The organism is Robertkochia solimangrovi (genome assembly GCF_007279655.1).
In the GTDB taxonomy this organism is placed as follows: Bacteria; Bacteroidota; Bacteroidia; order Flavobacteriales; family Flavobacteriaceae; genus Robertkochia; species Robertkochia solimangrovi.
Genome location: NZ_QKWN01000016.1, coordinates 1 through 25,868 on the forward strand (window position 1 = coordinate 1; position 25,868 = coordinate 25,868).

At 42.5% G+C, this 25,868-nt stretch carries 18 protein-coding genes; 11 read left to right on the forward strand and 7 right to left on the reverse strand.

What is annotated here, in order from left to right; translation table 11 throughout:
- Positions 1–180: 180 nt before the first annotated feature.
- From mfd to DMZ48_RS17855, 4 genes are all read right to left on the reverse strand, one after another.
- Positions 181–3,543, reverse strand: coding sequence for a transcription-repair coupling factor (mfd, locus tag DMZ48_RS17840; protein ID WP_143956537.1), 3,363 nt, complete (start codon positions 3,541–3,543; stop codon positions 181–183).
- A 59-nt stretch (positions 3,544–3,602) separates the two neighbouring features.
- On the reverse strand, positions 3,603–4,886 hold the full coding sequence (locus DMZ48_RS17845) for a metal-dependent hydrolase family protein (protein ID WP_143956538.1): 1,284 nt from the start codon (positions 4,884–4,886) through the stop codon (positions 3,603–3,605).
- A gap of 121 nt (positions 4,887–5,007) precedes the next feature.
- The gene (gene galE / locus DMZ48_RS17850; protein ID WP_143956539.1) at positions 5,008–6,027 is read right to left on the reverse strand and encodes a UDP-glucose 4-epimerase GalE; all 1,020 of its coding nucleotides are present in this window, start codon (positions 6,025–6,027) and stop codon (positions 5,008–5,010) included.
- Positions 6,028–6,049: 22 nt separating this feature from the next.
- Positions 6,050–7,201 (reverse strand): DegT/DnrJ/EryC1/StrS family aminotransferase, encoded by a 1,152-nt coding sequence (locus DMZ48_RS17855; protein ID WP_143956540.1) that lies wholly within the window; start codon positions 7,199–7,201, stop codon positions 6,050–6,052.
- Between the two features lie 174 nt (positions 7,202–7,375).
- On the opposite strand from DMZ48_RS17855, the gene DMZ48_RS17860 reads away from it, so the two are divergent.
- From DMZ48_RS17860 to DMZ48_RS17870, 3 genes are all read left to right on the forward strand, one after another.
- On the forward strand, positions 7,376–8,545 hold the full coding sequence (locus DMZ48_RS17860) for a 3-deoxy-D-manno-octulosonic acid transferase (RefSeq protein WP_338420318.1): 1,170 nt from the start codon (positions 7,376–7,378) through the stop codon (positions 8,543–8,545).
- 110 nt (positions 8,546–8,655) lie between these two features.
- Entirely contained in the window at positions 8,656–8,895 is a 240-nt protein-coding gene (locus DMZ48_RS17865; RefSeq protein WP_143956542.1) for a hypothetical protein, read from the forward strand.
- A gap of 189 nt (positions 8,896–9,084) precedes the next feature.
- On the forward strand, positions 9,085–9,828 hold the full coding sequence (locus tag DMZ48_RS17870) for an SOS response-associated peptidase (protein ID WP_143956543.1): 744 nt from the start codon (positions 9,085–9,087) through the stop codon (positions 9,826–9,828).
- Here the strand turns inward: DMZ48_RS17870 and DMZ48_RS17875 are convergent.
- The 3 genes from DMZ48_RS17875 to DMZ48_RS17885 all read right to left on the reverse strand — a co-directional run bounded on the left by DMZ48_RS17875 (position 9,825) and on the right by DMZ48_RS17885 (position 13,283).
- Positions 9,825–10,925 (reverse strand): acyltransferase family protein, encoded by a 1,101-nt coding sequence (locus DMZ48_RS17875; RefSeq protein WP_143956544.1) that lies wholly within the window; start codon positions 10,923–10,925, stop codon positions 9,825–9,827. The two genes, DMZ48_RS17870 and DMZ48_RS17875, sit on opposite strands and share 4 nt — an antisense overlap.
- A 38-nt stretch (positions 10,926–10,963) precedes the next feature.
- The gene (locus tag DMZ48_RS17880; RefSeq protein ID WP_143956545.1) at positions 10,964–11,950 is read right to left on the reverse strand and encodes a hypothetical protein; all 987 of its coding nucleotides are present in this window, start codon (positions 11,948–11,950) and stop codon (positions 10,964–10,966) included.
- 223 nt (positions 11,951–12,173) lie between these two features.
- Positions 12,174–13,283 (reverse strand): porin, encoded by a 1,110-nt coding sequence (locus DMZ48_RS17885; protein ID WP_143956546.1) that lies wholly within the window; start codon positions 13,281–13,283, stop codon positions 12,174–12,176.
- A gap of 188 nt (positions 13,284–13,471) precedes the next feature.
- Between DMZ48_RS17885 and DMZ48_RS17890 the strand changes: the two genes are divergently transcribed.
- The 8 genes from DMZ48_RS17890 (at position 13,472) to DMZ48_RS17925 (ending at position 25,777) form a co-directional block, all read left to right on the forward strand.
- On the forward strand, positions 13,472–14,089 hold the full coding sequence (locus DMZ48_RS17890) for an arsenate-mycothiol transferase ArsC (RefSeq protein WP_143956547.1): 618 nt from the start codon (positions 13,472–13,474) through the stop codon (positions 14,087–14,089).
- Positions 14,086–15,147 (forward strand): ACR3 family arsenite efflux transporter, encoded by a 1,062-nt coding sequence (gene arsB / locus DMZ48_RS17895; RefSeq protein ID WP_143956548.1) that lies wholly within the window; start codon positions 14,086–14,088, stop codon positions 15,145–15,147. The genes DMZ48_RS17890 and arsB overlap by 4 nt, the downstream gene beginning before the upstream one ends.
- Positions 15,148–15,290: 143 nt before the next feature.
- Positions 15,291–16,028, forward strand: coding sequence for a hypothetical protein (locus DMZ48_RS17900; RefSeq protein ID WP_143956549.1), 738 nt, complete (start codon positions 15,291–15,293; stop codon positions 16,026–16,028).
- 98 nt (positions 16,029–16,126) lie between these two features.
- Complete coding sequence (locus tag DMZ48_RS17905) at positions 16,127–17,620, forward strand: ankyrin repeat domain-containing protein (RefSeq protein WP_143956550.1); 1,494 nt, start codon at positions 16,127–16,129, stop codon at positions 17,618–17,620.
- A gap of 4 nt (positions 17,621–17,624) precedes the next feature.
- Positions 17,625–18,122 carry a DUF2271 domain-containing protein gene (locus tag DMZ48_RS17910; RefSeq protein WP_143956551.1) on the forward strand — a complete coding sequence of 166 codons (498 nt, stop codon included), beginning with the start codon at positions 17,625–17,627 and terminating at the stop codon, positions 18,120–18,122.
- A gap of 11 nt (positions 18,123–18,133) precedes the next feature.
- Entirely contained in the window at positions 18,134–20,335 is a 2,202-nt protein-coding gene (locus DMZ48_RS17915) for a PepSY domain-containing protein (RefSeq protein ID WP_143956552.1), read from the forward strand.
- 160 nt (positions 20,336–20,495) lie between these two features.
- Positions 20,496–22,385 carry a M61 family metallopeptidase gene (locus DMZ48_RS17920; protein WP_162558758.1) on the forward strand — a complete coding sequence of 630 codons (1,890 nt, stop codon included), beginning with the start codon at positions 20,496–20,498 and terminating at the stop codon, positions 22,383–22,385.
- A gap of 104 nt (positions 22,386–22,489) precedes the next feature.
- Positions 22,490–25,777 (forward strand): amidohydrolase family protein, encoded by a 3,288-nt coding sequence (locus tag DMZ48_RS17925; RefSeq protein WP_143956554.1) that lies wholly within the window; start codon positions 22,490–22,492, stop codon positions 25,775–25,777.
- Positions 25,778–25,868: the final 91 nt, after the last annotated feature.

The following is a 25,868-nucleotide window of genomic DNA, read 5'->3' on the forward strand; positions in this document are numbered from 1 at the left end:
GGGTCGCATTGCTTTTGGGCTCGCTTTCCTTCGGGTCGCATTGCTTTTGGGCTCGCTTCCCTTCGGGTCGCATTGCTTTTGGGCTCGCTTCCCTTTGGGTCGCATTGCTTTTTAGGCTCGCTTCCCTTCGGGTCGCATTGCTCTTTGGGTCACTTTACCCTTTCATAAGGCCGTCTTCCATCATACGGTTTCTGCTTGTGGTTCCAGTACTTTAATTGCCTGAAGACCTTTTTCTACGGTTTTAATTTTGTCAAAGGTTAACAGCAGTCTAAGACCGTTGCGGGTTTCTTTTTCTTTGAGTTTGCATGCCTGAGGATGGTGTTGTGCGTACCTTATGATGTTCCCGAATACTGGTGACTGATAAAAGCTGCTTTGCTGGTCGGCGATGAAATAACCTGTCATTTTGCCTTGTTTCAAAACAATCCTTTCGAGTCCGAGTCTGGCTGCGATCCATTTGATGCGTACACTGTTCAGGAGGTCAGTGGCTTCCTCGGGTAGTTCACCGAATCGGTCTGATAGTCGGTTTTCGTATTCTTTGAGTTCTTCTTCTGTTTTCAGGTTGCTCAGTTCATTATACAGGCTGAGTCGCTCGGTTACGGAATTGATGTAATCATCCGGGAATAGCAGTTCGAAATCTGAATCGAGCTGAGTTTCCCTGATATAGGTTTTTTGTTCTCCTTCCTTATGGTAGAGCCCGGCAAACTCATGTTCCTTTAATTCGTCGATGGCTTCCTCCAGGATCTTCTGATACGTTTCAAAACCGATCTCGTTGATGAATCCACTTTGTTCACCACCCAGTAAATCTCCTGCTCCCCTGATCTCAAGGTCTTTCATAGCGATGTTGAATCCGCTTCCCAGATCTGAGAATTGTTCCAGAGCCTGTATTCTCTTTCTGGCCTCTTCGGTCATTGCCGAATAAGGGGGTGTGATGAAATAACAAAATGCTTTTTTATTACTTCGCCCTACTCGACCTCGCATCTGATGAAGATCAGAGAGGCCAAAATTATTGGCATTATTGATGAAAATGGTATTCGCATTCGGAACATCGAGTCCGCTTTCAATAATAGTAGTCGATACCAGAACATCGAATTCTCCATTCATAAAGGCAAGCATCAACTGTTCGAGTTTTTTCCCGTCCATTTGTCCGTGTCCTACTCCGATTTTGGCGTCAGGGACCACCCGCTGTATCATGCCGGCAACTTCCTTGATGTTTTCGATGCGGTTATGGATAAAGAATACTTGTCCGCCTCGTTGAATTTCATAGGAAACTGCATCCCTTATGGTTTCTTCAGAAAATCGAATCACATGACTTTCGATAGGGTATCGGTTTGGAGGGGGAGTGGTGATTACCGAAAGGTCACGCGCTGCCATTAAACTGAACTGAAGCGTCCGCGGAATTGGGGTAGCAGTTAGGGTTAGTACATCCACATTCTCCCTAAGGGTCTTGAGTTTGTCTTTTACGGCTACACCGAACTTCTGTTCTTCATCCACGATCAGGAGACCGAGATCCTTAAAGTTGACATTTTTGTTCACCAACTGATGAGTTCCGATAATGATGTCGACTTTTCCAGCTTCCAAATTCTTAAGGGTCTCTCTTTTCTCAGCTGCATTCCGGAATCGATTCAGATAATCGACCGTAACCGGCATATCGCTTAGTCGTTCGCGGAAGGTTTTGAAGTGCTGAAATGCCAGGATGGTCGTCGGTACCAGTATCGCTACTTGCTTTCCGTTATCCACAGCCTTGAAGGCGGCTCTGATAGCCACCTCTGTTTTTCCGAAACCAACGTCGCCACAGACTAGTCGATCCATCGGCTGTTCACTTTCCATATCATTCTTCACATCCTCGGTCGCTTTGCTTTGGTCAGGAGTGTCTTCGTAGATGAACGATGCTTCCAGTTCATTTTGTAAATAACTGTCAGGGCCGTATTGAAATCCTTTTTCGGTCTTTCGTTTGGCGTATAGTTTGATCAGGTTGAAGGCAATTTCCTTTACCCGGGTTTTAGTCTTCTTTTTAAGATTCTTCCAGGCGGCTGATCCCAATTTATAGATCTTTGGAGGACGACCGTCCTTGCCGTTATACTTGGAAATCTTGTGCAGGGAGTGTATACTGACATATAGAATGTCCCGTTCCCCATAGATCAGTTTGATGGCCTCCTGGGTTTTACCTTCTACCTGTATCTTCTGGAGTCCCCCAAACTTTCCGATTCCGTGATCGATATGTGTTACATAGTCTCCGATCTCCAGGTTGGTTAGCTCTTTCAATGTGATCGCCTGCTTCTTGGCATAACCATTCTTCAGGTGGAATTTATGATAACGATCGAATATCTGATGGTCTGTATAACAAACTATCTTTTTGTCGGTATCACGGAATCCCTGGTACATCGAAAAAACCAGGGTCTGATAATGGACCTCCTGACCGACATCATTAAAGATATCGTGGAATCGCTTTGCCTGTTGTTCACTTGAACAAATGATGTAATTGGTAAAACCGGCATCCCGGTTTGTATTGAGATCCTCGATCAGCAGATCGAACTGTTTGTTAAAGGAGGGCTGAGGTTTGGTGTTGTAACTGATGTCTTTAGTAGCCCTTCCTGCGCCGAAAATGTTACCGCTTTGTCCCTCGATCACCTGAAATTCGATGCAGTCACGAGTAACGGCTTCGGGATTACAGAACAATTCCTCAGGTTTTAATTGACTTACCTCTCCGGTTAATCCAGTAAATGCTTCTTCTGCTTTGGCGTAAAGATCTTTAATCCTTGCCAACAGCATTTCTGAATTTCGGATAAATATGATGGTGTTGGAAGCGATATAGCGGAGGAAACTCTCGCGGTTTTCCTCCATTTTTTTATGCTCTACATTCGGAATGATGGTGATCTTTGTATGTTTTTTTGATGAAAGCTGTGTTTCGACATCAAAAGAACGAATACTATCTACTTCATCTCCAAAGAATTCAATGCGATAGGGCTCATCATTTGAAAATGAAAAAACATCCACAATACCTCCGCGAACCGAAAACTCTCCGGGTTCGGTAACGAAGTCCACTCTTTTGAACTGATATTCGAAAAGTACTTCATTGAGGAAATCAAGGGAGATTCGATCGCCTGTTCGGATCTTCTGTGTATTCTTCTCTAGTTCTTTTTTGGTGACCACCTTTTCGAAAAGGGCATCCGGATAGCTGACGATCAGGCAGGGTTTCTTACGTGAATTTATCCGGTTAAGCACTTCTGCTCTGAGTAGTACATTAGCATTGTCGATTTCCTCGATCTGATAAGGGCGGCGGTAGCTCCCCGGATAGAACATAACGTTCTTTTCACCCAGTAACGATTCCAGGTCGTTGAGGTAATACGCTGCCTCTTCCTTGTCATTGAATAACAGGAGGAAGGGTTTTTCAGTTTCCTCAAAGGCATTAGCGATTTCGAAGGAGAGGGATGATCCGGTCAGTCCGGTAAGTCTGATGCGTCGTTCACCATCGGCAATAGCCTTCCAAAGTTCTCCCGATTGTGGGGAACTTTTAAAAATTTCTGAGATCTTAGATATACTCAACAGCTAATTTTTTGGCAAAGATAATAAGCCTGAAGGTATTATTCGAAACTCCGGTGTCTTTAGAATTCAGATTTAACAGGCACTCCGTCCTTCATGACAAAATCAACCTTTCTCAATATGGAAATATCTTTTAGCGGATCTCCCTGCACAGCGATAATATCTGCCAGGAATCCGATGTTGATCTGCCCGAGCTCATTTTCCATTTTAAGGATCATTGCGTTGGTGAGGGTAGCGGCCTGAATCGCTTTGATCTCTGGCATTCCTGCTTCAACCATGTAGACGAATTCCCGTGCATTTTCACCATGTTTAAATACTCCGGCGTCAGTACCAAAGGCAATGCCTACCCCTTTTTTATAAGCTTTTCCGAAGGTAGCCTGTATTTTGGGGCCAATTTCTCGTGCTTTGACCTCAACGACCGGTGGAAAGTATCCTTCTATTTCAGCATTGATGCTCACTTCCTTTCCGGCGGTGATCGTCGGTACCAGATAGGCATCATGCTCCTTCATCAATTCCATGGTCTCATCACTCATGAGTGTTCCGTGTTCAATGGTCTTGACACCCCCTAGAATGGCGCGTTGCATACCTTCATCTCCATGAGCATGTGCAGCAACATGGAATCCGTAATCCTTAGCGGTTTCACAGATCGCTTTTATCTCTTCCAGTGTGAACTGAGGGTTTTGTCCGCTCTTAGCTACGCTGAGTACACCTCCAGTTGCGGTGATCTTGATCACATCGGCTCCGTTCTTATAACGTTGTCTGACTGCTTTTCTCGCGTCATCTACTCCATTTATAACACCCTCCTTAGGTCCTGGATTCCCCATAAGTTCACTGCTGTTGCCATTGGTGGGATCAGCATGGCCACCAGTAGTTCCGATAGCTTTACCGGCGGTGAAAATCCTTGGTCCGATGGTCCATCCGCCATCTATAGCATTTCTCAAGGCGATATTGACGCCTGAGCCTCCGAGGTCTCTGACGGTTGTAAATCCGGCGAAGAGGGTGCGTTTTGCATATTCCTGAGCACGGAATGCGATATCTTCCTTGTCTAAAGTAAAGGCTTCGAGATAGTGGTTAGGGTTGGTTTCAGATTCCAAATGAACATGGAAGTCTATGAGCCCCGGTAATACGGTATACGATTTCAGGTCGATTACCTTGGTGTTTTCATTTGTGGGAACCGGGTAACCTTTTTGGATCGCTGTGATCTTATTACCGGTAACGATAATCGTCTGTTCCGAAAGGTATTTGCCTGATTCTGTATCCAGGATCTTACCGCATTGTAAATAGTAATCCTGAGCGAAGATACTGCCGCTGAGCAGTAATGAGAGTAATAAAAAGAACGTTTTCATAGAGGTGGTTGGTCGGTAAAGATCTGCAGAAAGGCCGTATATAGAAATATACAGCCTGGTCTGCGAATCTGTTATGTTATTAGTTTGTTGCGGTCTGATTTTCAGACTTCAGACTAATATACTATAAATTTCTGATCTTTTTTTCCCATTTCCAGGCAGAGAGCATCGCTTCATCTAGCGAAGAACCTGCTTTCCATCCCAGAACATCATTTGCCTTATGCGTGTCTGCATAAGCTGCGGTTACATCACCCTCTCTTCTTGGGGCGATACGGTAGTTGAGCTTTTCCTCGGAAACCCGTTCGAAACTTTCGATAACTTCCAATACAGAACTTCCGGTCCCGGTTCCTAAATTAAAGACTTCATAATTCGATTCATTCTTTTCATTGAGCAATCTTTCTAAGGCGACTACGTGTGCTTTAGCAAGATCAACAACGTGAATGTAATCACGAACACAGGTGCCATCCGGTGTTGGGTAATCGTTCCCAAATACAGCCAGTTCATTGCGTAATCCGGCAGCGGTCTGGGTGATGAAAGGTACCAGGTTCTGAGGCACTCCTAAAGGTAATTCTCCGATAGCGGCAGATTCATGAGCTCCTATCGGATTAAAATATCGTAATGAAATCGCATTCAGACCTTTTTTAACCTTACAGGTGTCTTTAATGATCTCTTCTCCGATCTGCTTTGTGTTCCCATAGGGAGATTCAGCCGGTTTTACCGGGGCATCCTCGGTAATAGGAAGTTTGTCGGCCTGACCATAAACCGTACAGGAAGAACTGAAGATGAAGTTTGCATTATCTTTCGCAGACAATTCCTGTAACATATAGATCAGCGTGTTGAGGTTGTTTTCATAATAGAGTAATGGGTTTTCAACACTTTCTCCTACCGCCTTGGAAGCAGCAAAATGGATTACTCCTTCAACATCGGGATATTTTTTGAAAAATTCACTGACACTGGCTTTGTCTCGCAGGTCGATTTTTTCGAATTCAGGGCGTTTTCCGGTTATTTCGGCAATACCGTCCAGAACGTCAGTAGAAGCATTCGATAAATTGTCGATCACGACAACATCGAAACCCTTCAATTGAAGTTCAACAACGGTATGGGATCCGATAAACCCTAAACCACCCGTAACGAGTACTTTCATATGCGTTTGGTGCTTTTGAGATTTATATAATGGTTTCTTTAATAATTGTAGTTATGAATTCGATCTGTTCAGTATCGAGTTCCGTATGCATCGGAAGCGAAAGTACTTCTTCTGCCAGTTTGTTAGTCACTGTAAAATCTGCATCATTGTATCGCGGGTCGGTATATGCCTTTTGTTTATGGAGTGGAATCGGATAATAAATTCCGAAAGGAATACCGTTCTCTCCCAGTTTTTTGGCAACAGCATCACGTTTACCGTTTAAGATCCGCAGGGTATACTGGTGGAAAACATGACAATCGGAATCATCGGTGATATTCGGACAGTCACCTGATAATTGAGGGACGATGATATCGTCGATACCGTGTAATGCTTCATTATATGCTCTAGCTGCCATTCTGCGTTTTTTATTATACGCATCCAATAATGGTAATTTGGCTCTGAGTACTGCAGCCTGGATGGAATCAAGTCTTGAATTTACCCCAACCACATCATGATGGTAGCGTTCATACATACCGTGGTTGACAATACCTCTTAAAGTATGTGCTAGTTCATCGTCATTCGTGAAGATGGCACCTCCATCTCCATAGCAGCCAAGGTTCTTTGACGGGAAGAAAGATGTGGCAGCCACATGTCCCATAGTTCCTGATTTGCATTTCACCCCATCTTTTCCAGTATAGGAAGCACCGATGGCCTGAGCATCATCTTCAATTACATATAGGTCATGTTCTTTGGCGATCTCCATTATGGCGTCCATATTAGCGCATTGACCGAATAGGTGAACCGGAACGATCGCTTTTGTTTTTGGAGTGATCGCTTTACGGATTGCTTCCGGATCGATATTGAAAGTGTCAGGTTCTACATCAACCAGAACAGGAGTCAATTGAAGTAAAGCGATGACTTCTACAGTAGCGGCAAACGTGAAGTCGGCCGTGATCACTTCATCTCCTGGTTTCAGTCCGAGACCCATCATGGCGATTTGTAATGCATCAGTACCATTGGCACATGGAATTACATGTTTGACACCCAGATAGGTTTCAAGTTCTTTTTGAAAGTTCTGAACATGGGGACCGTTGATAAATGCTGCTGATTCGAGTACTTCGTTTATGGATTTGTTTACTTGTGTTTTGATTTGTTCATATTGACCCTGCAGGTCAACCATCTGTATTTTCCTCATGAAATCGGTTCTTTGTGAAATTGATCGTATACAAAATTACGGAAGATGTCGCAATGTATTAAGAGAAAGTGCCGTATTTTAGCCACAAAGTAGAATAAAGTGTATTTTCTTTACGACTTCCTATTATATTGCACTTCAGCGGTCATTCATGTCCTTGCCCTTTTCAATCGAAAAATGAAATTCTTCGTAAGCGGAAGGCAGGAAACCGAACAGATCCTTCAGAATTCGATTACTACGTTAGACCGTGTGATCTGGTTTCATACCGCATCGCTCGGAGAGTTTGAACAGGGACTCCCCGTTATGGAAAAGGTAAAGGAGGATTATCCTGATCATAAAATACTGGTGACTTTCTTCTCGCCTTCGGGATATGAAGTGAAGAAGAATTCACAGGTAGCCGACGTGACCTGTTACCTTCCAATGGATAATAAAAGAAAGGTAAACCGTTTTCTCGAGTTGTCTCGTCCGGAACTTGCCATTTTTGTAAAATATGAGATTTGGCCCAATTACCTGAGGGAACTTGAGAACCGCCAGATTCCGGCGATACTGATTTCAGGAATCTTCAGAGAGCGTCAGATCTACTTTAAACCTTGGGGCAGCTTTATGAGAAAGGCATTGAAGCGTTTCCGTCATTTATTTGTGCAGGATGAACGTTCCGTGGAATTGTTAAAGTCGATTGCTATTACAAATGCTGAGGTTAGTGGTGATACGCGTTTTGATCGTGTTGCAGCTATATTAGAAAGGGAGAATCGTCTGGAATTCATGGATGCCTTTAAAGGTGATGCAACCTGTGTGGTAGCCGGGAGTACCTGGCCGGAAGATGAGGAAATCATGATGGATTTCGTCAATCAGAACGCTTCCCAAAAACTCAAATTCGTTCTGGCACCACATAATATAAAAACTGCAGGTATCTCGAAACTGCGAGAAAAGATCAAGGTTCCTTTTGTGCTATATAGCGGAATGAGTGATGCAGGACTTAAGGAAGCTCAGGTACTGATTCTTGATACTATCGGAGTGCTCACCCGTGTCTATAGCTATGCGGATATCGCCTATGTAGGTGGAGGAATGGGGACTACCGGATTACATAATACACTTGAGCCAAGCGTTTTTGGCGTGCCGGTGATCATCGGTAAGAATTATGAAGGGTTTCTTGAAGCAGAAGAGCTTGTCAGACTCGGTGGTGTGCATTCTGTTAAGAGTAAATCTGAATTTGAGGAAATATTACGACAATTCTTGACAGATAAGAATTTTACTGAAAAAGTGGGGGCGCTGAATACTAGTTACATAGAAAAAAAGAAAGGCGCAATGATCCAAATAGCTTGTTTTATTCGTAAAATAGTTAAGTAAAATTTAACAATCCTTAAAATATTAAAAAAAGCTTAAAATTTTATTTGTAATGTACGAAAAATAGTTGTTTTTTCGTCGTGCATATTTAAGTAAATCAAAAATCACTAACCATGAAAAAAGTATTATTGATCCTCGCCGTGGTATTCGCTTTAGGAACTACATTAGTGTCTTGTCGTGAAACCACAAAAGAAAAAGCTCAAGATGCAATTGAAAGCGCCGCTGATGATGTAAAAGATGCAGCAGAAGAAGCCGGTGACAAAATCGAAGAAGCAGCTGAAGAAACCAAAGAAGCTGTGGAAGAAGGAGTAGAAGAAGTACAAGAAGAGATCGACAGCCTGAAAGCTGAGTAATCTTCTGAAAAATTAACCAACCAATTATTTACAGGGCCCTGATCTTTCAGGGCTTTTGTTTTTTATAGAGTTTTGTGGTCCTAATACTATTACGTCATTAATTTATATTCAGTCTCCATCTGGCAAGAATACCACTGCCAGTAATGTCCCTTTATTTTACTACTTTTAATCGCCTATAAAACAGGGAGTATGTGCTATCACACCAGTCAGACTAAAACAACCTCAAAACTGGAGCAAAGGTTCAAGGTTAAAAGAGATCCTGATCATAATATTGGTGAACTCGATTTCACTTTCTTTCATTCAAATGGATTTGCACATCAGAATTTGTTGATGATACCGCAAGCTCAGCCACAGATACTCACACCGGGCATGTGGGGGATTATGCCTCAGAATATCCTGGGGATCACTCATAAGGAATATTACAAAGAAAGTATACGCTTTGGCTCTGGATTGAATGCACGGTCGGAGAAACTCTTTGATCACTTTATATACAGACATGCCGTAATGGAACGAAGGTGCCTCATACCTGTCGATGGTTTTTTCGAGCCACATGAACTGGAGAAAAAAAAATATCCCGTTTATGTCCACAGAAAAGACAAAGACTTTTTGGCACTTGCAGGTATTTATAATGTAAGCCGAGATGGTTATGTTACGATGGCAATCCTGACAAAGGCCGCATCACCTATGTTTGGTGAGATTCATAATTTAAGAAAACGACAACCGGTTATGATCCCTGCTGCTCTGGAAACATCCTGGCTAAGCCCGGGCCTCAAACGACAAGACATAATTGAAATTACAGCAACCTCCTACGATGAGAAGGTGATTGAAGCCTATACGGTCAGCAAGGACGTCTTTAGCACAAAGATCGACTCAAATCGTCCGGAAATATTGGAGCCTGATCCTGAACGTACAGTCCTTCGCTTCGGTGTTTAGATCTTTATATAGATACCTTTTTTATCCAGTAGGTATCCGACGGTCCAACAAGTGAGCATCACCCAAAGCGCGAATCCCAGAGAGCCTGCGTAGGGTCCGAAAGTATTCGAAAATATATGTCGGTATATCCAGCCATAGGCACTGCTGTCTTCAATTCTAAAGGTTAACAGTAAGATCACCATCACGATCGAAAGCAGGTAGGTGAAAAGTGTATTCTTCCCAAAGACCTCAAAGAAATAGGTCCATTTTTTCCAGCCTTTTATATCGATGAAATAAATGAGAATTGCCAGAAAAGTAAGGTCGATGCCTACCGTATAAAGAACAAAGGAGCTGGTCCATAATTTTTTATTGATCGGTAAGAAAAGATCCCAGGTCAATCCGGCGAAGGTCAGTAAGGCGCCAGCGATCAATACGATGGCAAGGGTCTGATAATTTTGTCCGCTCTTTCGGAGAAACTTTCCGCAGAAATATCCGGCGAGTACGTTTACGATGGCGGGTAGCGTGCTCAGAATTCCTTCGGGATCAAAGGGTATTCCTTCCCCACCATATAACTGATCTGGATTTATGAATAAAAGATCTAGTTTTCCTGCGGCATTCCCCTCCAGAGTCAGATCTCCGAAAAGATGCAAAATAATTGGATATATGAGCAGTAGAGCAGCTCCCAGAATCATAGCGTAACGCTCCTTAAGATAGAAAATGATCAGAGAGGCGATACCATAACATAAGGCGATCCGTTGCAGGACACCAAAGATTCGGATCTCTCCGGGGGGAATGAATCCATTTTTATCAAAAAAAGGAAACCAATTCAGAAGAAAACCGATCAAAAAGATCAGTAGCGATCTTTTGAGTACCTTACGGAGGAAGACCGATGTGCCCGCTGCTTTATATTTATCGAGGCTAAAACTCATAGAGTTTCCAACTACGAAAAGGAAGGTCGGAAATACGATATCGGTTAGCCTGAACCCATGCCAGGGAGCATGTAGTAAAGGACTATAAGAAGTAGACCAACTGCCGGGGGAATTAACGATGATCATAAGGGCTACGTCGAGTCCTCTGAACACATCCAGTGACAGGTAGCGGGTAGTGGTTTTAGTCATGGCAGGTATTTATGAATGACTAAAATAAGAATTTGCACTTAAATACAACCACATCCAATAAGGTCCAGTTCCTTATACCATAAATAGATAAGTTGTTTTTCTGCATTGAGGTAGACCATTCCTCTGGCAGGAACTGTAATTCCGGACTGAAAATCGACATCCGTAGAAATAAAGAACAGATGGTCCCCTCCTTTTAATTTGGCGAAGGTCTTTAGTTTTCCCATACTGTTCGGACAATCGGAACAGTCTGATCTGAGCTGGGATTGTAACAGGTTGTCAACGGCCGGCATATTCCGGTATTCTATATCCAGGGGCAGTTTGCATCCGAACTGGTATTCGCCTACAATATCGGTTGCCGTAAAATCATAACGGAAGAATTCAATACATTCATCATTATGGCGTGATAGTTTTTCGATAGTAACCACTCCCGAATCAATATCAGAATATAGATTTATGACGGGGGGCTCTTCCGGGTGGTAATAGGCTTCGATCAAACCTGGATAGGAAATTATTTGATCATGCTCTTCAGTTATCATACTATCCTGTTCCAGAAATCCGGTTATGAGTTCTGACTCTATACTGATGTCAATAAAATCCTTTCCATTCTTTGCATAATAAGGAAAGGAGTATAGTCCGCCAAATTCCCCTAAAGAAAATGCGGGTATGAGGCATTTTTCAAAAGCGGGATACTGTTCAGGTGAATTACCTGCATTATTGATTTCCTCTTTGAGTTCCCGAAGAAATTCAAGGTTATTTGAGGTAAGCGAATTTCCATAACGTTTGATTGCTTCTTCGATGTAAGAAACCTTTACGGAATCCGCAGGAAAATAAAGGTTCCAATAGAAACCGCAATCTTCTTCGGCAAGTATCTCATCCGACTTTTCCTGTTCGGCAAGATCAACTTTTTGCGATATCGGTTTCTCAATAACCGTATTCTTCACGGATGTATTGTCGGCAATTTTATCCTGAGTTATCTCCGCACAAGATGTAAGTAGCCCAAAGAAAATTAGAATAGATTTTTTCATGGTTGGTGTGTTAAGATGTTGGGTATGTCTAAGTTACGATTTATTTTAATGCAATTAAGATTTGCACTACATGAAATGAAGAAAAATACTACAAATAGTATATGTGAAGGTTATTATACTGTCAATTAAGAATTCAGAATTGAGAATTGAGAGTTATGAGTTATGCTTTATAATGCACCTTATACTGCCTGCAGCCCACAGCCTTCTGCCTATTATTTTCCCACTACTGCCCGAACTTTTTTCCATATACAAGATCGTAACTAAAACCGATCAGGATGACATTGGCCTGATCTTCTTCGGGTACAAGTCTGGAATCATCGATTCGGGCTGAGAGGTAAACGGAGAATTGTTCGCCGAAAAAATAATTGATGCCCATATAATATTGCAGTAGCTTATATTTTTCATCCAGAGCCTCATTATGATCGGTTTCCTTTTGAATGTTGAACCCGGTTTCGGCTCTGAAGCGGTCGGTGAATCTGTATTGAAGAATATATTCCATTCCCCAGACAGGAAAAGTAACCGTAGCATCTTCATCTATTCTGTAAAAGTGGTCTTCTATATGAGCGTAAGTTAAGGCTGTATATAATCGATCACCACTATATTTGGCGCCGAACAGATAATTATCTGAGTGATAGTTGAGACCCGGAATTATCGCCTGGTATTCATCGGGAAAGGTAGCCCGATTAAAAGCGGCGCCGACCTCGAGTTCTTGAGTGATCCCATAGGTGGCAGAAGCACCATAATTTGAATGAGTGGAAAAAAGCTGTGTCTGGAGTCCGATTCTCAAATTCCCGAATTTGTTGCGGTATACCAGGTCGCGGTCTGCTCTACCGGTACCTTTCCAGCCACCATCGGTATTTCCGGAATAGACATCTACAGCATTACCTCCAAAAACTGTAAATGCATCGGTATAACCCCCGATATCGTAGTAGGTTCCCCATTGTTTTCCCATGCTGATCGACCCATATACCGGGTGGTAAATTCCCAGATACCCTAAACGTGAAGTGAAGGCGGTAGGTACATCAAAAGGGTCGTCGAAGAAATCGGACGCACTATTGTTGTTGTTGTTAAATGAATTTCCTTTAGCCAGATTTACGCCAAATTCCAGTCGGCCAAAGATCTCAATTTCATTACCGACCGCTCTGTTTAGCCAAATTCCCGTTCGTGGTACGTTTTCCTGCAATTCGAAGTGATCATCGAAATATGCGGTATAGGCCTGTAGGTGAATATTGAAGTTTACACTGTCGATGATTCTGAGTTCCTGACCAAAGGCGGTGGTAGATATAAAAAGGGAAAACAGGAAGAAAGCGGTACTGAGTATATTTTTCATCATGGATAATCTATTGTGTTTCAGTATTTTAAAATTAGTGTAAATATTTGTAAATCAGAAGGCTATAAATTTCTTAATGATTATTTTTTTTTCATTTAATCGAATTCAAAATAATTAATTGTAATATTGCAATAATGCGATGAACTATAGTTTTTATCGTTTTAAATTTTGAAACAGTTATCAATTTCACAATGGTATTTGAACATATTAAAACTTATTTGGAAGATCTTGATCCTGCTCTGATCTCCGACGATCGTCGGTCCAAATTAAATGGATTTTCTTCCTATATACAGGAACAGTTACTGAGTAAAGGGGTGGTGCGACTGAACTTTATTTGTACCCATAATTCGAGGCGGAGTCATTTTTCCCATATCTGGGCGCATACGGCTGCCGTTTATTTTGGGTTGAAGGGAGTGGAATGTTATTCCGGAGGTACTGAGGCGACTGCCGTTTATCCTCAGGTTCTCAAAACTCTTGAGCAGATTGGATTTAAGGTCATCGCTCTGAGTGCAGGCGACAATCCTGTTTACGGGATTCGATGTGGGGGTGGTAGTTTACCCGTCACTTCCTTTTCAAAGAAGTTCGATCATCCTTATAACCCAGACAGCGAATTTGCAGCGATCATGACCTGTGCGGAAGCAGATGAAGGTTGTCCCTTCATTCCGGGTGCTCAATTTCGCTTTCCGTTTACTTTTGATGATCCCAAAATCTCCGACAATACTGCTGCTCAAGATCGCGTATATGGTGAACGTTGTTTTGACATCGCCAATGAAATATTCTATGTATTCTCAAAAATCGATTTAAAATGATCCGAACGCCCCGTAAACTTAATTTCACCGATCGTTACCTGACCTTATGGATCTTTATAGCGATGGCGGTTGGAGTACTCTCCGGATATCTGATACCTGCATTGCCTGAATATATTCAGGGGTTCAGTTCCGGGTCTACAAACTGGCTGCTTGCAGCCGGACTTATCCTGATGATGTATCCTCCTTTGGCAAAGGTGGATTATAAATTATTACCAAAGGTATTCAGGAATGTTCGCGTTTTGTCAATTTCACTGTTGCTGAACTGGGTTGTCGGTCCGATCCTGATGTTTGTACTCGCTTTGATCTTCCTCAAGGATTACCCGGAATATATGTCCGGATTAATTCTTATCGGTCTGGCAAGATGCATCGCCATGGTCCTCGTCTGGAACGATCTGGCCGAAGGGAGTCGTGAGTATGGTGCAGGATTAGTAGCACTGAATAGTTTGTTTCAGGTCTTTGCTTATAGTTTCTATGCATGGCTTTTCATCACCGTGTTGCCGCCCTTGTTCGGATATTCCGGAGCTATCGTTGAGATCTCTGTTTGGACCGTAGCGGAAAGTGTTGCGCTTTACCTGGGAGTACCATTTCTTCTCGGGCTTCTTTCCCGGGTGCTATTGGTAAAATTAAAAGGAGAGCAATGGTATGCTGATATATTTTTACCGGCCATTTCACCGATCACTCTTATCGCTTTATTATTTACGATCATTCTGATGTTTTCGCTTAAAGGGGAAATGATTATCCAGATTCCGGGAGATGTACTTTTGATCGCTATACCCCTTATGATCTATTTCGTGATCATGTTCCTGATCGGATTCTTCGTGAGCAAGGCAAGAGGTGCTGCCTATGATCAAAATGTGGCTATCGCGTTCACTGCTGCAGGGAATAATTTTGAGCTTGCCATCGCTGTTGGAATCGCCGTTTTCGGATTGAACTCCGGGCAGGCTTTTGTGGGTGTCATTGGTCCGCTTATCGAAGTGCCTGCCCTAATCTTGCTGGTTAGAGTTGCCTTTAGACTTAGGGATAAATACTATAGGAAAGAAAAGGAAATTGTTTCCTGATCTGCGTCTTATCTTGAAATAAGCTGGATTTCGTCTGTAAAATCTTTCAATATGTCGGTAGTTAACGATTAATTAGGTTTTGTTTTTCAGTATTTAACATACAGTTATGGGATATTAGCAGGTAATAACCAACTACTTGTAAAATGATCCGAATAATTTTATGTGTCACTATATTCTTATATGTGACCCCTAATTTTGCACAGTCATTCAAAGGGAGCATACGCTTGGAAGGCCTTCCCGTACCCGGAATCAAGGTGACAAACCTGAAAAATGGCCAGCACATCTATTCTGAGACCGGAGGAATATTTACAATTTCAGCCAGGGCTGGAGATAGTATTCAGTTCGATCGGCATAATCTGGAAACAAAGACGGTAGTACTCACCCGGGAAATGTTAAGGCATAATACGGTTATAACAATGGTAAAATCGGCTGTTAAACTGGAAGAAGTAGTGCTGGAAGCGGAGTATACTCCAATTGAACTGGACGTGGTCACATATAACAGAGACCTGCTTCAGGATATAAAGGAAGATATTAAAAAGCATCCTTATAAATACGCAAAAATGCAGACAGGTGTCAATATCTTCGCCCTTTTGGGGACGGTTGTAAAACTGATCGCCCCTGCTAAACCTCCAAGTCCAAAAACCGTATACGTTTCTGCAGATGATCTTGATGCATTATTTGAGGAAAGTGCGTTTTTTTCAAAGCAGATGCTGGAGCGGGATCTGAAAATTCCAGCTGACCAGCAATATCTGTTCTTTACTTTCTGTGAAATACAGCATCTTGATACGGATCTGTTGAAGGAGGAAAATCAGTTTCTCTTATTGGATAAACTTCTGTATTGCCTGGATAAATTTCAAAATAAACAGGAAAACACCGATTAATTCATAAATCACCAAAAAATTCAGAGCGACTGTTTTACAGGTGAATGATTTCTTTATATTTGCACTTATTTAGATTAATTCTAATTTAAGTCATATCGATGAAAAATTCAATCAGCCTGCTTTTACTATTGTTTTGCACATTACTAGCTGCACAAAATTCAAATATTTTCTATAACCGTGATTTTTGGAAAAAGAATCCGGGAGTAGAGCGCATAAAGAAAGAAATCAAAGCAGGGAATGACCCTGTTGCTTTAAATCCGAATGCCTTTGATGCCATTGTTTATGCCTCCCTGGAAGGGGCTCCTCTGGAATCCATAAAGTATCTGCTCTCTCTGGAAGGTAATTCAGTGAATAAGATTACCCATGATGGGAGAAGTTATCTTATCTGGGCTGCTTACGCTGGTAACCTGCCATTGGTAGAATACCTTATTGAAAAAGGATCTGACGTTACTATTGAAGACGATCACGGTTATAACGCACTTACCTTCGCAGCGAATGCAGGGCAACAGGATACCCGACTTTATGATGTTTTGATCAAAAGTGGTATCGATGTGAAAAGTGTGAACAGATCAGGAGCAAACGCGTTATTACTGGTAGCTCCTTCTCTGGAGGATGATAAACTGATCAGCTATTTCACTTCTAAGGGAATTTCGCTCAATTCAACAGACGAAAACGGGAATAACATTTTCAATTATGCTGCCCGAAAAGGAAATACTAAACTAATGGACTTGTTGATCTCAAAAGGGGTTAATTATAAAACGTTGAATAAGGAGAATGGCAATGCAGTTCTTTTTGCGGCGATGGGAGGCAGAGGATATTCAAATCCGATCGAAGTATATGATTATCTGGCGAAGCTTGGACTTCAAACCAATGTAGTAACAACTTCAGGAAGAACTCCGCTACATTATGTTGCGGGAAATGGTAGTTCACCGGCGATCGTCCAATATTTTCTTGATGCAGGTGTTGACCCGAAACAAAAGGATGATGAAGGAAACACGGCGTTACTTGCGGCAGCACGTGCAGGAAATTTGGAAGTGGTAAAAATGTTACTTCCGCTTGCAGGAGATATCGATCAGGCAAATAAGGATGGTGTTACACCGTTGGCCTATAGTGTAATGAGAAATAATGGAGAATTGTTCGATATGCTGATCAGAAAGGGGGCACAACCGAATTTAAGGGATGCCAAAGGGAATAGCCTTGCCGGTATTGCATTCAATTCTTTTAATAAACGAAATGCAGAGACTTTTGAACACATACTCGGAGTTCTGAAGGTGAATGGTGCAGATTTTAAGGATGTGCAGGAAAATGGAAATAATCTGTTCCATCTTGCAGTGTTGAAACAGGATCCATATCTGATCACCAAGGCAGCAAGAATTGGCATCTCTCCTAACGAAAAGAATAATGAAGGTCTGACCGCATTGCACCTGGCAGCAATGAAGGCTGGTAATCCTGAATTGATTAGCCTGGTGTTAAATGAAGGCGGTGATAAAGAGATTCGTACAGATTTCGAAGAGTCAGCCTATGATCTGGCTATGGAAAATGAAATGTTGACCGAATTTCGGAATGATTTATCCATTTTAAAAATTAATTAGTACCATGCAAAAGTTTAGCAGTTACTTCCTATTGAGTTTATTCTTTTTGTTTCTAACGGCCTTCAATACCTTCCCTGAAGCAGACGGGCATGTCTACAAATGTATGATCCAAATGACCAACTATCCCGGAGAAGGTGCATATGTGGCAGTTTCGGTATTGGATAAAGATCATAATTACCTTAAAACATTGCATGTGATGGGAGATGATCCCGAATGGCAGGAAGATCTGACTTCCTGGTTTGGTTTCTTTTCAAAAAATGAGCATCCGGATATCGATGCGATTTCCGGTGAAACCCGTGCTGGAGGAGAAAGGATCATGTTTATGGTGGAGATCGAAGATGAACTTATCGATGCTGGAAACTTTCTTCGTTTGGAATCTGCGGTTGAGAATCAGAAATATGTAGAAGATGAAATTCTGGTTCCCTTGACATCTGGAAGTTTATCCGATAAGATAGAAGGTTCTGAGTACATTCGTTATGTGAGATTCATTCCCGCAAAATAAGTCGCTTTTTGATGAATCGGACGCTTTGGAGATATAGTCATTTTGCGCTTGCAATTTCTTCATCTGTTTTTGTTTTTCTGGCTGCGGTCACAGGTTTCATACTTGCTTTTGAACCCGTAGGCAAACAGCTGAATGAGAATAGGGTGTCTGGTTGGGACTCCGTTCCACTTAAAGCTACCATCGATTCACTACAGTCGCATTACGAGGAAGTACTGACTCTGGAAGTCGATCCGAATGGATTTATCAAGGCTTCCTTATTCGATGGAGCGCAAGACCTAAATGGTGATTTTCTGATCGATCCACGTACCGGCAACGTACTTGGGGAAGTGCCAAAGCAATCGGCTTTTTTTGAATTCGTGACCTCACTGCACCGATCCTTGTTTCTGGAGACAGCCGGAAGGATTTTTATGGGAATCACCGCTTTTCTTCTCTTTCTTATCGCATTCTCCGGAAGTATTCTCATCATTAAACGACAAAAAGGGTGGATCAAGTTTTTCAAGAGAATCGTAAAGGAGAACTTTTATCAGTATTCGCATATAATTCTTGGAAGACTGATGCTTATTCCCTTGCTGGTGATCACCTTGTCAGGGGTGTTTCTTTCTCTGGACCGGTTTGAGATTTTTGGTTCGGCAAAGGATCGGTCATCCGGAAAGACTGTGGCGCTCACTGTAGGAGATAATGATACTGCTGATTTTTTAAATAAGGTAGGACTGGGAGATATTCGATCAGTCGAATTTCCATTTACCGATGAGCCGGAAGATGTTTTTGTGGTGTATTTAAATGACAGGAAGCTCGAGATACGTCAATCCGATGGCTACATACAGCAATCAGCGATGTTTCCATTTACAGCATTGGTGCACTCCGCCAGTTTCGACCTTCATACAGGAAATGGAAGTCTTCTGTGGTCATTAATACTTGCCTTTTCCGCTTTGAATATTTTATATTTCATGTATTCCGGAGCCCAGATTTCCTGGAAAAGGTTGCGAAATCGTATCGGGAACAAATTTCATCCTGATCTTGCAGATACGGTGATCTTATACGGATCTGAGAATGGTTCCACATTGCAATTCGTGAAGGTACTACAGAAGGCTATGATAAAAAGCGGGTCAAAAGTGTATGCTGCAGAATTGAATGATTATCGCAAATTTCTGTCCCTGAAGAAACTGATAATTCTAACGAGTACATATGGGGAAGGCGATCCGCCGGCAAATGCCGTTCATTTTTTTGACCTGCTTTCTGATCACCGACTACCTGAAAAGGTAAAGACATCGGTGGTAGGATTCGGTTCCAGATCCTATGCGAATTTTTGTAAGTATGCAGTTGATGTAGATCTCCAAATGAAAAAATTAGGAGCGAGGAATATGGTAGAACCCTATCTGATCCATAACAGAAACTATGCCTCCTTTAAGAAATGGGTCAGAAGTCTTGAACAAAATCTGGGTACCCATCTGGATCTTCCGGCAACTATTGATATTGAGCATACGCCTGAGCACGCATTCGATGTCGTTGAAAAGAAGGTGGTTCAGGATCGCTTTGATACAACGTTTATGCTGAAGCTGAAACCAGTCAGGAAACTGAAAATTCGTTCCGGTGATCTGATAGGAGTTTGTCCGCCCGGTGAAGATACAGAACGCATGTATTCAGTCGGGTTTGATGCGTTAGGTCATGTGTTGCTGAGTATAAAGTTACATGAGCGTGGCCTGTGTTCAAATTATCTTTATGAGCATAAGGGAGGGGATCAATTAAAGGGTTCAGTACATCGTAATAGCAGCTTTCATCTGCCCGGATCCAAAATTCCGGTGATCTGTATAGCTAACGGAACCGGTATCGCACCTTTCATGGGGATGGTTAATGAGCGTAGAGGAAAGAATATGGCACCTGTTCAGTTGTATTGGGGCGGTCGTACCTCAGAATCGTTTGATCTGTATCGTCCCGGGATTGATGAAGCTATACGGGAAGGTCGTCTGACCGAGGTGAATCTGGCTTTTTCAAAAGAGCAAGATGTACATTATCATTATGTTCAGGATCTGCTGAAATCAACAGGTAATACCGTAGTAGCTCATCTTGAAGCTGGCGGGGTGATCATGATCTGTGGTTCAGTAACCATGCAAAATGGCGTTTATGAAGTGATCGAATCCTTATGTGGTACACATAATTCTCACCCCCTGTTGCATTATCTCAATAAAGGACAGATACTTTCGGATTGCTATTAGTGATATTTGATGGTGATTCTCGAACAGCTTTAGTTGCATAGCCTTAGAGGCTTTCTTTTTAGGGTATATTAGTTTATCTTTAAACAGTTTATCCAGAGGTATCTTTAACTACTCCGAATCGTTCCTCAAAATGCTTGCTTGTGGTGTAAAACCAGCGGTGATGAAACGAATCCGGATTTTTATTTTTCTCCTTTGTCTTTTAAGTGTATTAATTCGTTGTAACACCAGTCGATCGTTTGGAAATAGATCGGAGGCGGAAATTACCAGAGTAGAGATCGATCTTGTCAATGTAGTGGAGGATAAAGTGAGGGTGTCCATTGTTCCGAAAGGTATTACTACCGATTCTCTGGTATTTTATATGCCGAAGATCATCCCCGGAACATATTCCGATGCGAGTTATGGCAGAATGATCACCGATATCAAAGCTTTTGACAGGCAGGGCAAACTCATGCGTGTGAACCGTCTTAATGATAATCGATGGTATATAACGGAAGGGCGCAGGCTCGGTAAGATCACCTACCTGGTGAATGATACCTTCGATGAAGAGCCTGATGAAAGTACATTCGCAGAAGGCTCTGAGACTATCTTTTCACCGGCAGGAACCAATATTATGGCGGGGGAGAATTTCTTTATGAATATGTCAGGCTTCGTTGGTTATTTCGAGGCATTGAAGGATCATCCGTATGAAGTCACTATCCAGAAGCCAGCAGCTCTTTACGGTGCAACATCTATGGTCGATGTCGACGAATCGGTGACACGGGATATCTTCATGACACGACGTTATCCGGATCTAATCGATGCTCCTGTGCTTTATTCAAAACCCGATACTGCGCACTTCAGGATTGAGGATATGGACGTCCTATTTTCGATCTACGGACAGGATATAGAAGGCATAAATGCGGAACGTTTTTCATCGGCACTAAAAACCATGATGATCGCTCAGAAAAATTACCTGGGTTCGATAAATAAAACAGATCGGTATGCTATTCTTGCTTACGTGAGTACAATGCAACAAGAGGATGCCAAAGGACTTGGTGCACTCGAGCATAACTATTCAACGACCGCAGTCTTTCGCCCTAATATGAATGTATCCGAATTAACCGATGTGATCTCGCATGAGTTTTTTCATACGCTGACACCGCTGAATATTCATTCAGAGGAGATACAATACTTTGATTTTAACGATCCGAAAATGTCTGCCAGTCTCTGGCTATATGAGGGAGTGACCGAATATTTCGCAAACCATTTCTTGGTAAGTGAAGGATTGATCTCAGAAGCGGAGTTCTATGCCCGCATTATGGAGAAAATCCAGTTTTCAGAGACCTACGATGATAATTTATCCTTTACAGAAATGAGTAAGCACGTACTTGAAGGTAAAATGAAGGCCGAATATCCTAATGTCTATCAAAAAGGAGCCCTGATGGCGATGTGTATCGATATTATTATTCGGGAGAAGTCTGAAGGGAATCAGGGAATTCTTGATGTAATGGGAGAATTATCACGGATGTACGGACCTGAAAAACCCTTTCAGGATGAGGAGATCATTTCAGTGTTTACCGATCTCTCCTTTCCGGAAGTCGGAGTTTTTTTGAATCGCTATGTGGAACAGGGCGGAAAGATCGACTATGATTACTACTTGAGTAAAATGGGGGTTACGCCTGCAGTGGTTTCCGTAAAACAGCCGATCATCTTTGTAATAGGTCAGACTCCATATCTCAGGATCGATATGGATGAAAAGATTAAGGCGATCGCCGAATTACCTGATGACAGAAATAGATTCTATAAAGCTTTGGGAGTACAGGATCAAGATGAATTCCTCGAGATCAATGGCGGTAAAGTGGATGGGAGCGATCTGAATCAGATCCTGTTATTGGGTTATGGTATCGAAGAAGGGGATCCTATAAGCATCAAGGTTAAAAGGCAAGGTGAGATTGTTGAACTCAAAGGGAAAGCGGTTCCAAATTTTGCAGAAGGCCCCGGATTTCAATTCACAGATTCCTCTAAAAAGGAACTCAATCAGGCTTGGTTAAAAGGAATAGCGAAACATTAGTTCGGTGTATTGGTATGTGTTCGGGTGGGTTATGAGCCAGAATAATTTCACCGGGCATCATCGATTCATAAACTATGGTTATATTTAAGAATTAAAACTGCACGATGAAGCGATTCAATTTACTACTATTATGTCTGGCCGCGCTACCATTGTCTGCCCAGGATAAAAAAGAGGACAAGAAAGAATGGGATGTATCAGCTCCCGGGAAAGATTTCAATTATCAAACCCATAAATTCACCACAGAAGAAGGAACCTGGATGAATTTGGATGTTAGTCCGGATGGGAAGACGATCGTTTTTGATCTTTTGGGAGATATCTATACGATTCCTGTTACAGGAGGAAAAGCCAAAGCGCTTAGAACGGGGATTCCCTATGAAGTGCAACCCCGATTCAGTCCGGATGGAAAACACATTTCCTTTACCAGCGATGCAGGAGGAGGCGATAACGTATGGGTGATGAACAGTGATGGTTCGGAGGCCCGGCAATTGACCAAGGAGAGTTTTCGGCTCCTGAACAATGCAGACTGGACACCGGATGGCAATTTTCTGATCGCACGTAAGCACTTTACTTCAGGGCGTAGTCTTGGTGCTGGTGAGATGTGGCAGTATCATATCACGGGTGGCAGCGGTCTTCAGCTCACCAAAAGAAAGAATGACCAGCAGGATGTAAATGAGCCGAACGTATCACCGGACGGACGTTATCTTTATTATAGTGAAGACGTTTACCCCGGAGGTGCTTTCGAATATAATAAGGATCCGAATAAACAGATCTATGTAATCAAAAGGTATGATTTTAAAACGGGTGAAACCACAACGGTAACCGGCGGACCCGGAGGTGCTGCCAGGCCGGCAGTATCACCGGATGGTAAAAAGCTCGCCTTTGTGAAGCGTGTACGTACCAAAACAGTATTGTTCATTCAGGATCTCGAGACGGGTCAGGAATATCCGGTATATGATGGGTTAAGTAAAGATCAGCAGGAAGCCTGGGCGATCTTTGGTGTTTACCCTAATTATGACTGGATGCCCGATGGAAGATCGTTGGTGTTCTGGAGTGACGGAAAGATTCATAGCCTGAATACAGAAACCCTAGCGATCACGGATATACCCTTTACAGTAGATGTAGCTATCGATATCGCAGAAACACTTCATTTTAGTTCTCCGGTAACAAGAGATACCTTTGAACCCAAAACGATCCGTCAGGCAGTGACCTCTCCCGATGGAAAATATCTTGTTTTCCATGCGCTTGGATATATCTGGAAAAAGAAATTACCGAATGGAAAACCGGAACGTATTACCTCGGAAAATGATTTTGAATTTGAACCATCGTTTTCACCGGATGGAAGATCATTGGTATTTGTTACCTGGAACGATATCGAAAAGGGTAGTATCAAACAAACAGCATTGAATAGTAAGGCAGATCCTGTAACACTTAGCCAAGGAAAGGCGATCTACCGAACCCCGTCATATTCGCCAGACGGCAAAAAGATCGTCTTTAGAAAGGAATCCGGAAATACAGATCAGGGTACAACTTTTACCAAAGATCCCGGTGTCTATCTAATGAACAGTGACGGTTCTGGAGAAATTAAGTTAACAGGTAAAGGCGAGTATCCCATATTCAATACCGAAGGTAATCGTATCTTTTTGCAAACCGGAGGTACTTATTTCGGTGCACTTACCAAAGAACTCATCAGTGTAAATCTTCAGGGTGAGGATGAGCGTACCCATGTTAAATCTAAATACGCTAACCGACTGGTGCCTAGTCCCGACAATAAGTTTATCGCGTACTCGGTATTGCATAAGGCCTATGTGGCTCCGTTGGTGTTGAATGGTCATACGATCGATCTGGATAATAAATCAGATTTTGTTCCTGTTCGTCAGATCGCTAAAGATGCAGGAATCAACCTGCACTGGTCACCGGACAGCAAGACTGTGATGTGGACCCTCGGGGCGACTTATTATTCGCAAACTCTGTCTGAAACGTTTAAATATCTGAACGGAGGAAAGGATGTTGAAGATTTTCCAGCAAAAGAGACTTCAATCAGACTCGAGGCCGATGTTGATAAGCCTGAAGGAGTGGTTGCTTTTACCAATGCACGTATAATTACTATGGAAGGAGATGAGGTCATTGAGAATGGTACTATCGTGGTTAACGGAGATGAGATCATTTCTGTAGGTCCGGCCGCTGAGGTTAAGGTTCCATCGAATGCTAAGGTTTATGATGCTACCGGTAAAACCATCATGCCCGGCATGGTAGATGCTCATGCTCATATAGGAGCATTCCGTTATGGTCTTACAACCACGGAGTATTGGCCCTTCATTACAAATCTTGCTTTTGGGGTGACTACGGCTCATGACCCTTCCGCAAATACGGAGACTGTATTTACCTTGAGTGAAATGCAAAAAAGTGGGGCGCTTGTTGGTCCGAGATTATATTCGACCGGTTTCATACTTTATGGAGCAGACGGAGACTTTAAAGCAGTGATCAATGGATTGGAAGATGCAGAAAGCAGTATTCGCAGAACCAAAGCCTTTGGAGCTAAAAGTGTAAAGAGCTATAACCAGCCACGTAGAGATCAGCGGCAGCAGGTGATCCAGGCAGCACGGGAAATGCAAATCAATGTAGTCCCTGAAGGAGGTTCAACCTTTTTCCATAATATGACTCAGGTTATCGATGGTCATTCCGGGATTGAACATAATATACCGGTGGCTCCCCTGTATAAGGATGTAATCGAACTTTGGAGTGCCAGTGGTTCAGGTTATACCCCTACGCTAATCGTGAATTACGCTGGAATGAGTGGTGAATATTTTTTCTACCAGCATTACAATGTTTGGGAAAATGAAAAACTTTTGAGATTTACCCCAAGGGGAATTATCGATAGCCGCGCACGTCATCGTATCATGGTACCTGAAGAAGAATACAAGAATGGGCATATCCTGGTTTCTGAACAAGTGAATAAACTGGCCGAAGCAGGTGTAAAAGTGAATATGGGAGCCCATGGTCAGATACAGGGTATTGGGGCCCACTGGGAAACCTGGATGCTGGTACAAGGGGGAATGAGTAATCACAATGCATTGAAGGCAGCTACCATCAATGGTGCGAATTACATCGGTGCAGGAAATGATATCGGTTCACTAAAGGCAGGTAAACTTGCAGACCTTATCGTATTATCTGAGAATCCACTGGATGACATTCATAATACGGAATCGATAGAAAAAGTGATGGTGAACGGAAGACTTTATGATACAGAGACCATGAATGAGATCGGGAACTATGATAATCCGAGACCACCTTTATATTTTGAAGTCAATGGCTACAACAATGCCTTTGAGTGGCATGAATCTTCCAATAGTTTTATGCGAGGAGGTTGTAGTTGTCATCTCGGGCATCAGTAAAAGTTAGGGGCTTCCTTGAGCATTTGATTGTCGGGCGTCTTTAATCCAAGGAACCTGATTTGAAGAATAATAAGGGCCTGTATAAAAACAA

What these genes read in the sequence shown, in the direction of transcription:
- DMZ48_RS17845 (WP_143956538.1), bottom strand. Translation starts at nt 4,886, where the DNA reads ATGAAAACGTTCTTTTTATTACTCTCATTACTGCTCAGCGGCAGTATC.
- galE (WP_143956539.1), bottom strand. Translation starts at nt 6,027, where the DNA reads ATGAAAGTACTCGTTACGGGTGGTTTAGGGTTTATCGGATCCCATACC.
- DMZ48_RS17855 (WP_143956540.1), bottom strand. Translation starts at nt 7,201, where the DNA reads ATGAGGAAAATACAGATGGTTGACCTGCAGGGTCAATATGAACAAATC.
- DMZ48_RS17860 (WP_338420318.1), top strand. Translation starts at nt 7,376, where the DNA reads ATGAAATTCTTCGTAAGCGGAAGGCAGGAAACCGAACAGATCCTTCAG.
- DMZ48_RS17865 (WP_143956542.1), top strand. Translation starts at nt 8,656, where the DNA reads ATGAAAAAAGTATTATTGATCCTCGCCGTGGTATTCGCTTTAGGAACT.
- DMZ48_RS17870 (WP_143956543.1), top strand. Translation starts at nt 9,085, where the DNA reads ATGTGCTATCACACCAGTCAGACTAAAACAACCTCAAAACTGGAGCAA.
- DMZ48_RS17875 (WP_143956544.1), bottom strand. Translation starts at nt 10,925, where the DNA reads ATGACTAAAACCACTACCCGCTACCTGTCACTGGATGTGTTCAGAGGA.
- DMZ48_RS17880 (WP_143956545.1), bottom strand. Translation starts at nt 11,950, where the DNA reads ATGAAAAAATCTATTCTAATTTTCTTTGGGCTACTTACATCTTGTGCG.
- DMZ48_RS17885 (WP_143956546.1), bottom strand. Translation starts at nt 13,283, where the DNA reads ATGATGAAAAATATACTCAGTACCGCTTTCTTCCTGTTTTCCCTTTTT.
- DMZ48_RS17890 (WP_143956547.1), top strand. Translation starts at nt 13,472, where the DNA reads ATGGTATTTGAACATATTAAAACTTATTTGGAAGATCTTGATCCTGCT.
- arsB (WP_143956548.1), top strand. Translation starts at nt 14,086, where the DNA reads ATGATCCGAACGCCCCGTAAACTTAATTTCACCGATCGTTACCTGACC.
- DMZ48_RS17900 (WP_143956549.1), top strand. Translation starts at nt 15,291, where the DNA reads ATGATCCGAATAATTTTATGTGTCACTATATTCTTATATGTGACCCCT.
- DMZ48_RS17905 (WP_143956550.1), top strand. Translation starts at nt 16,127, where the DNA reads ATGAAAAATTCAATCAGCCTGCTTTTACTATTGTTTTGCACATTACTA.
- DMZ48_RS17910 (WP_143956551.1), top strand. Translation starts at nt 17,625, where the DNA reads ATGCAAAAGTTTAGCAGTTACTTCCTATTGAGTTTATTCTTTTTGTTT.
- DMZ48_RS17915 (WP_143956552.1), top strand. Translation starts at nt 18,134, where the DNA reads ATGAATCGGACGCTTTGGAGATATAGTCATTTTGCGCTTGCAATTTCT.
- DMZ48_RS17920 (WP_162558758.1), top strand. Translation starts at nt 20,496, where the DNA reads ATGAAACGAATCCGGATTTTTATTTTTCTCCTTTGTCTTTTAAGTGTA.
- DMZ48_RS17925 (WP_143956554.1), top strand. Translation starts at nt 22,490, where the DNA reads ATGAAGCGATTCAATTTACTACTATTATGTCTGGCCGCGCTACCATTG.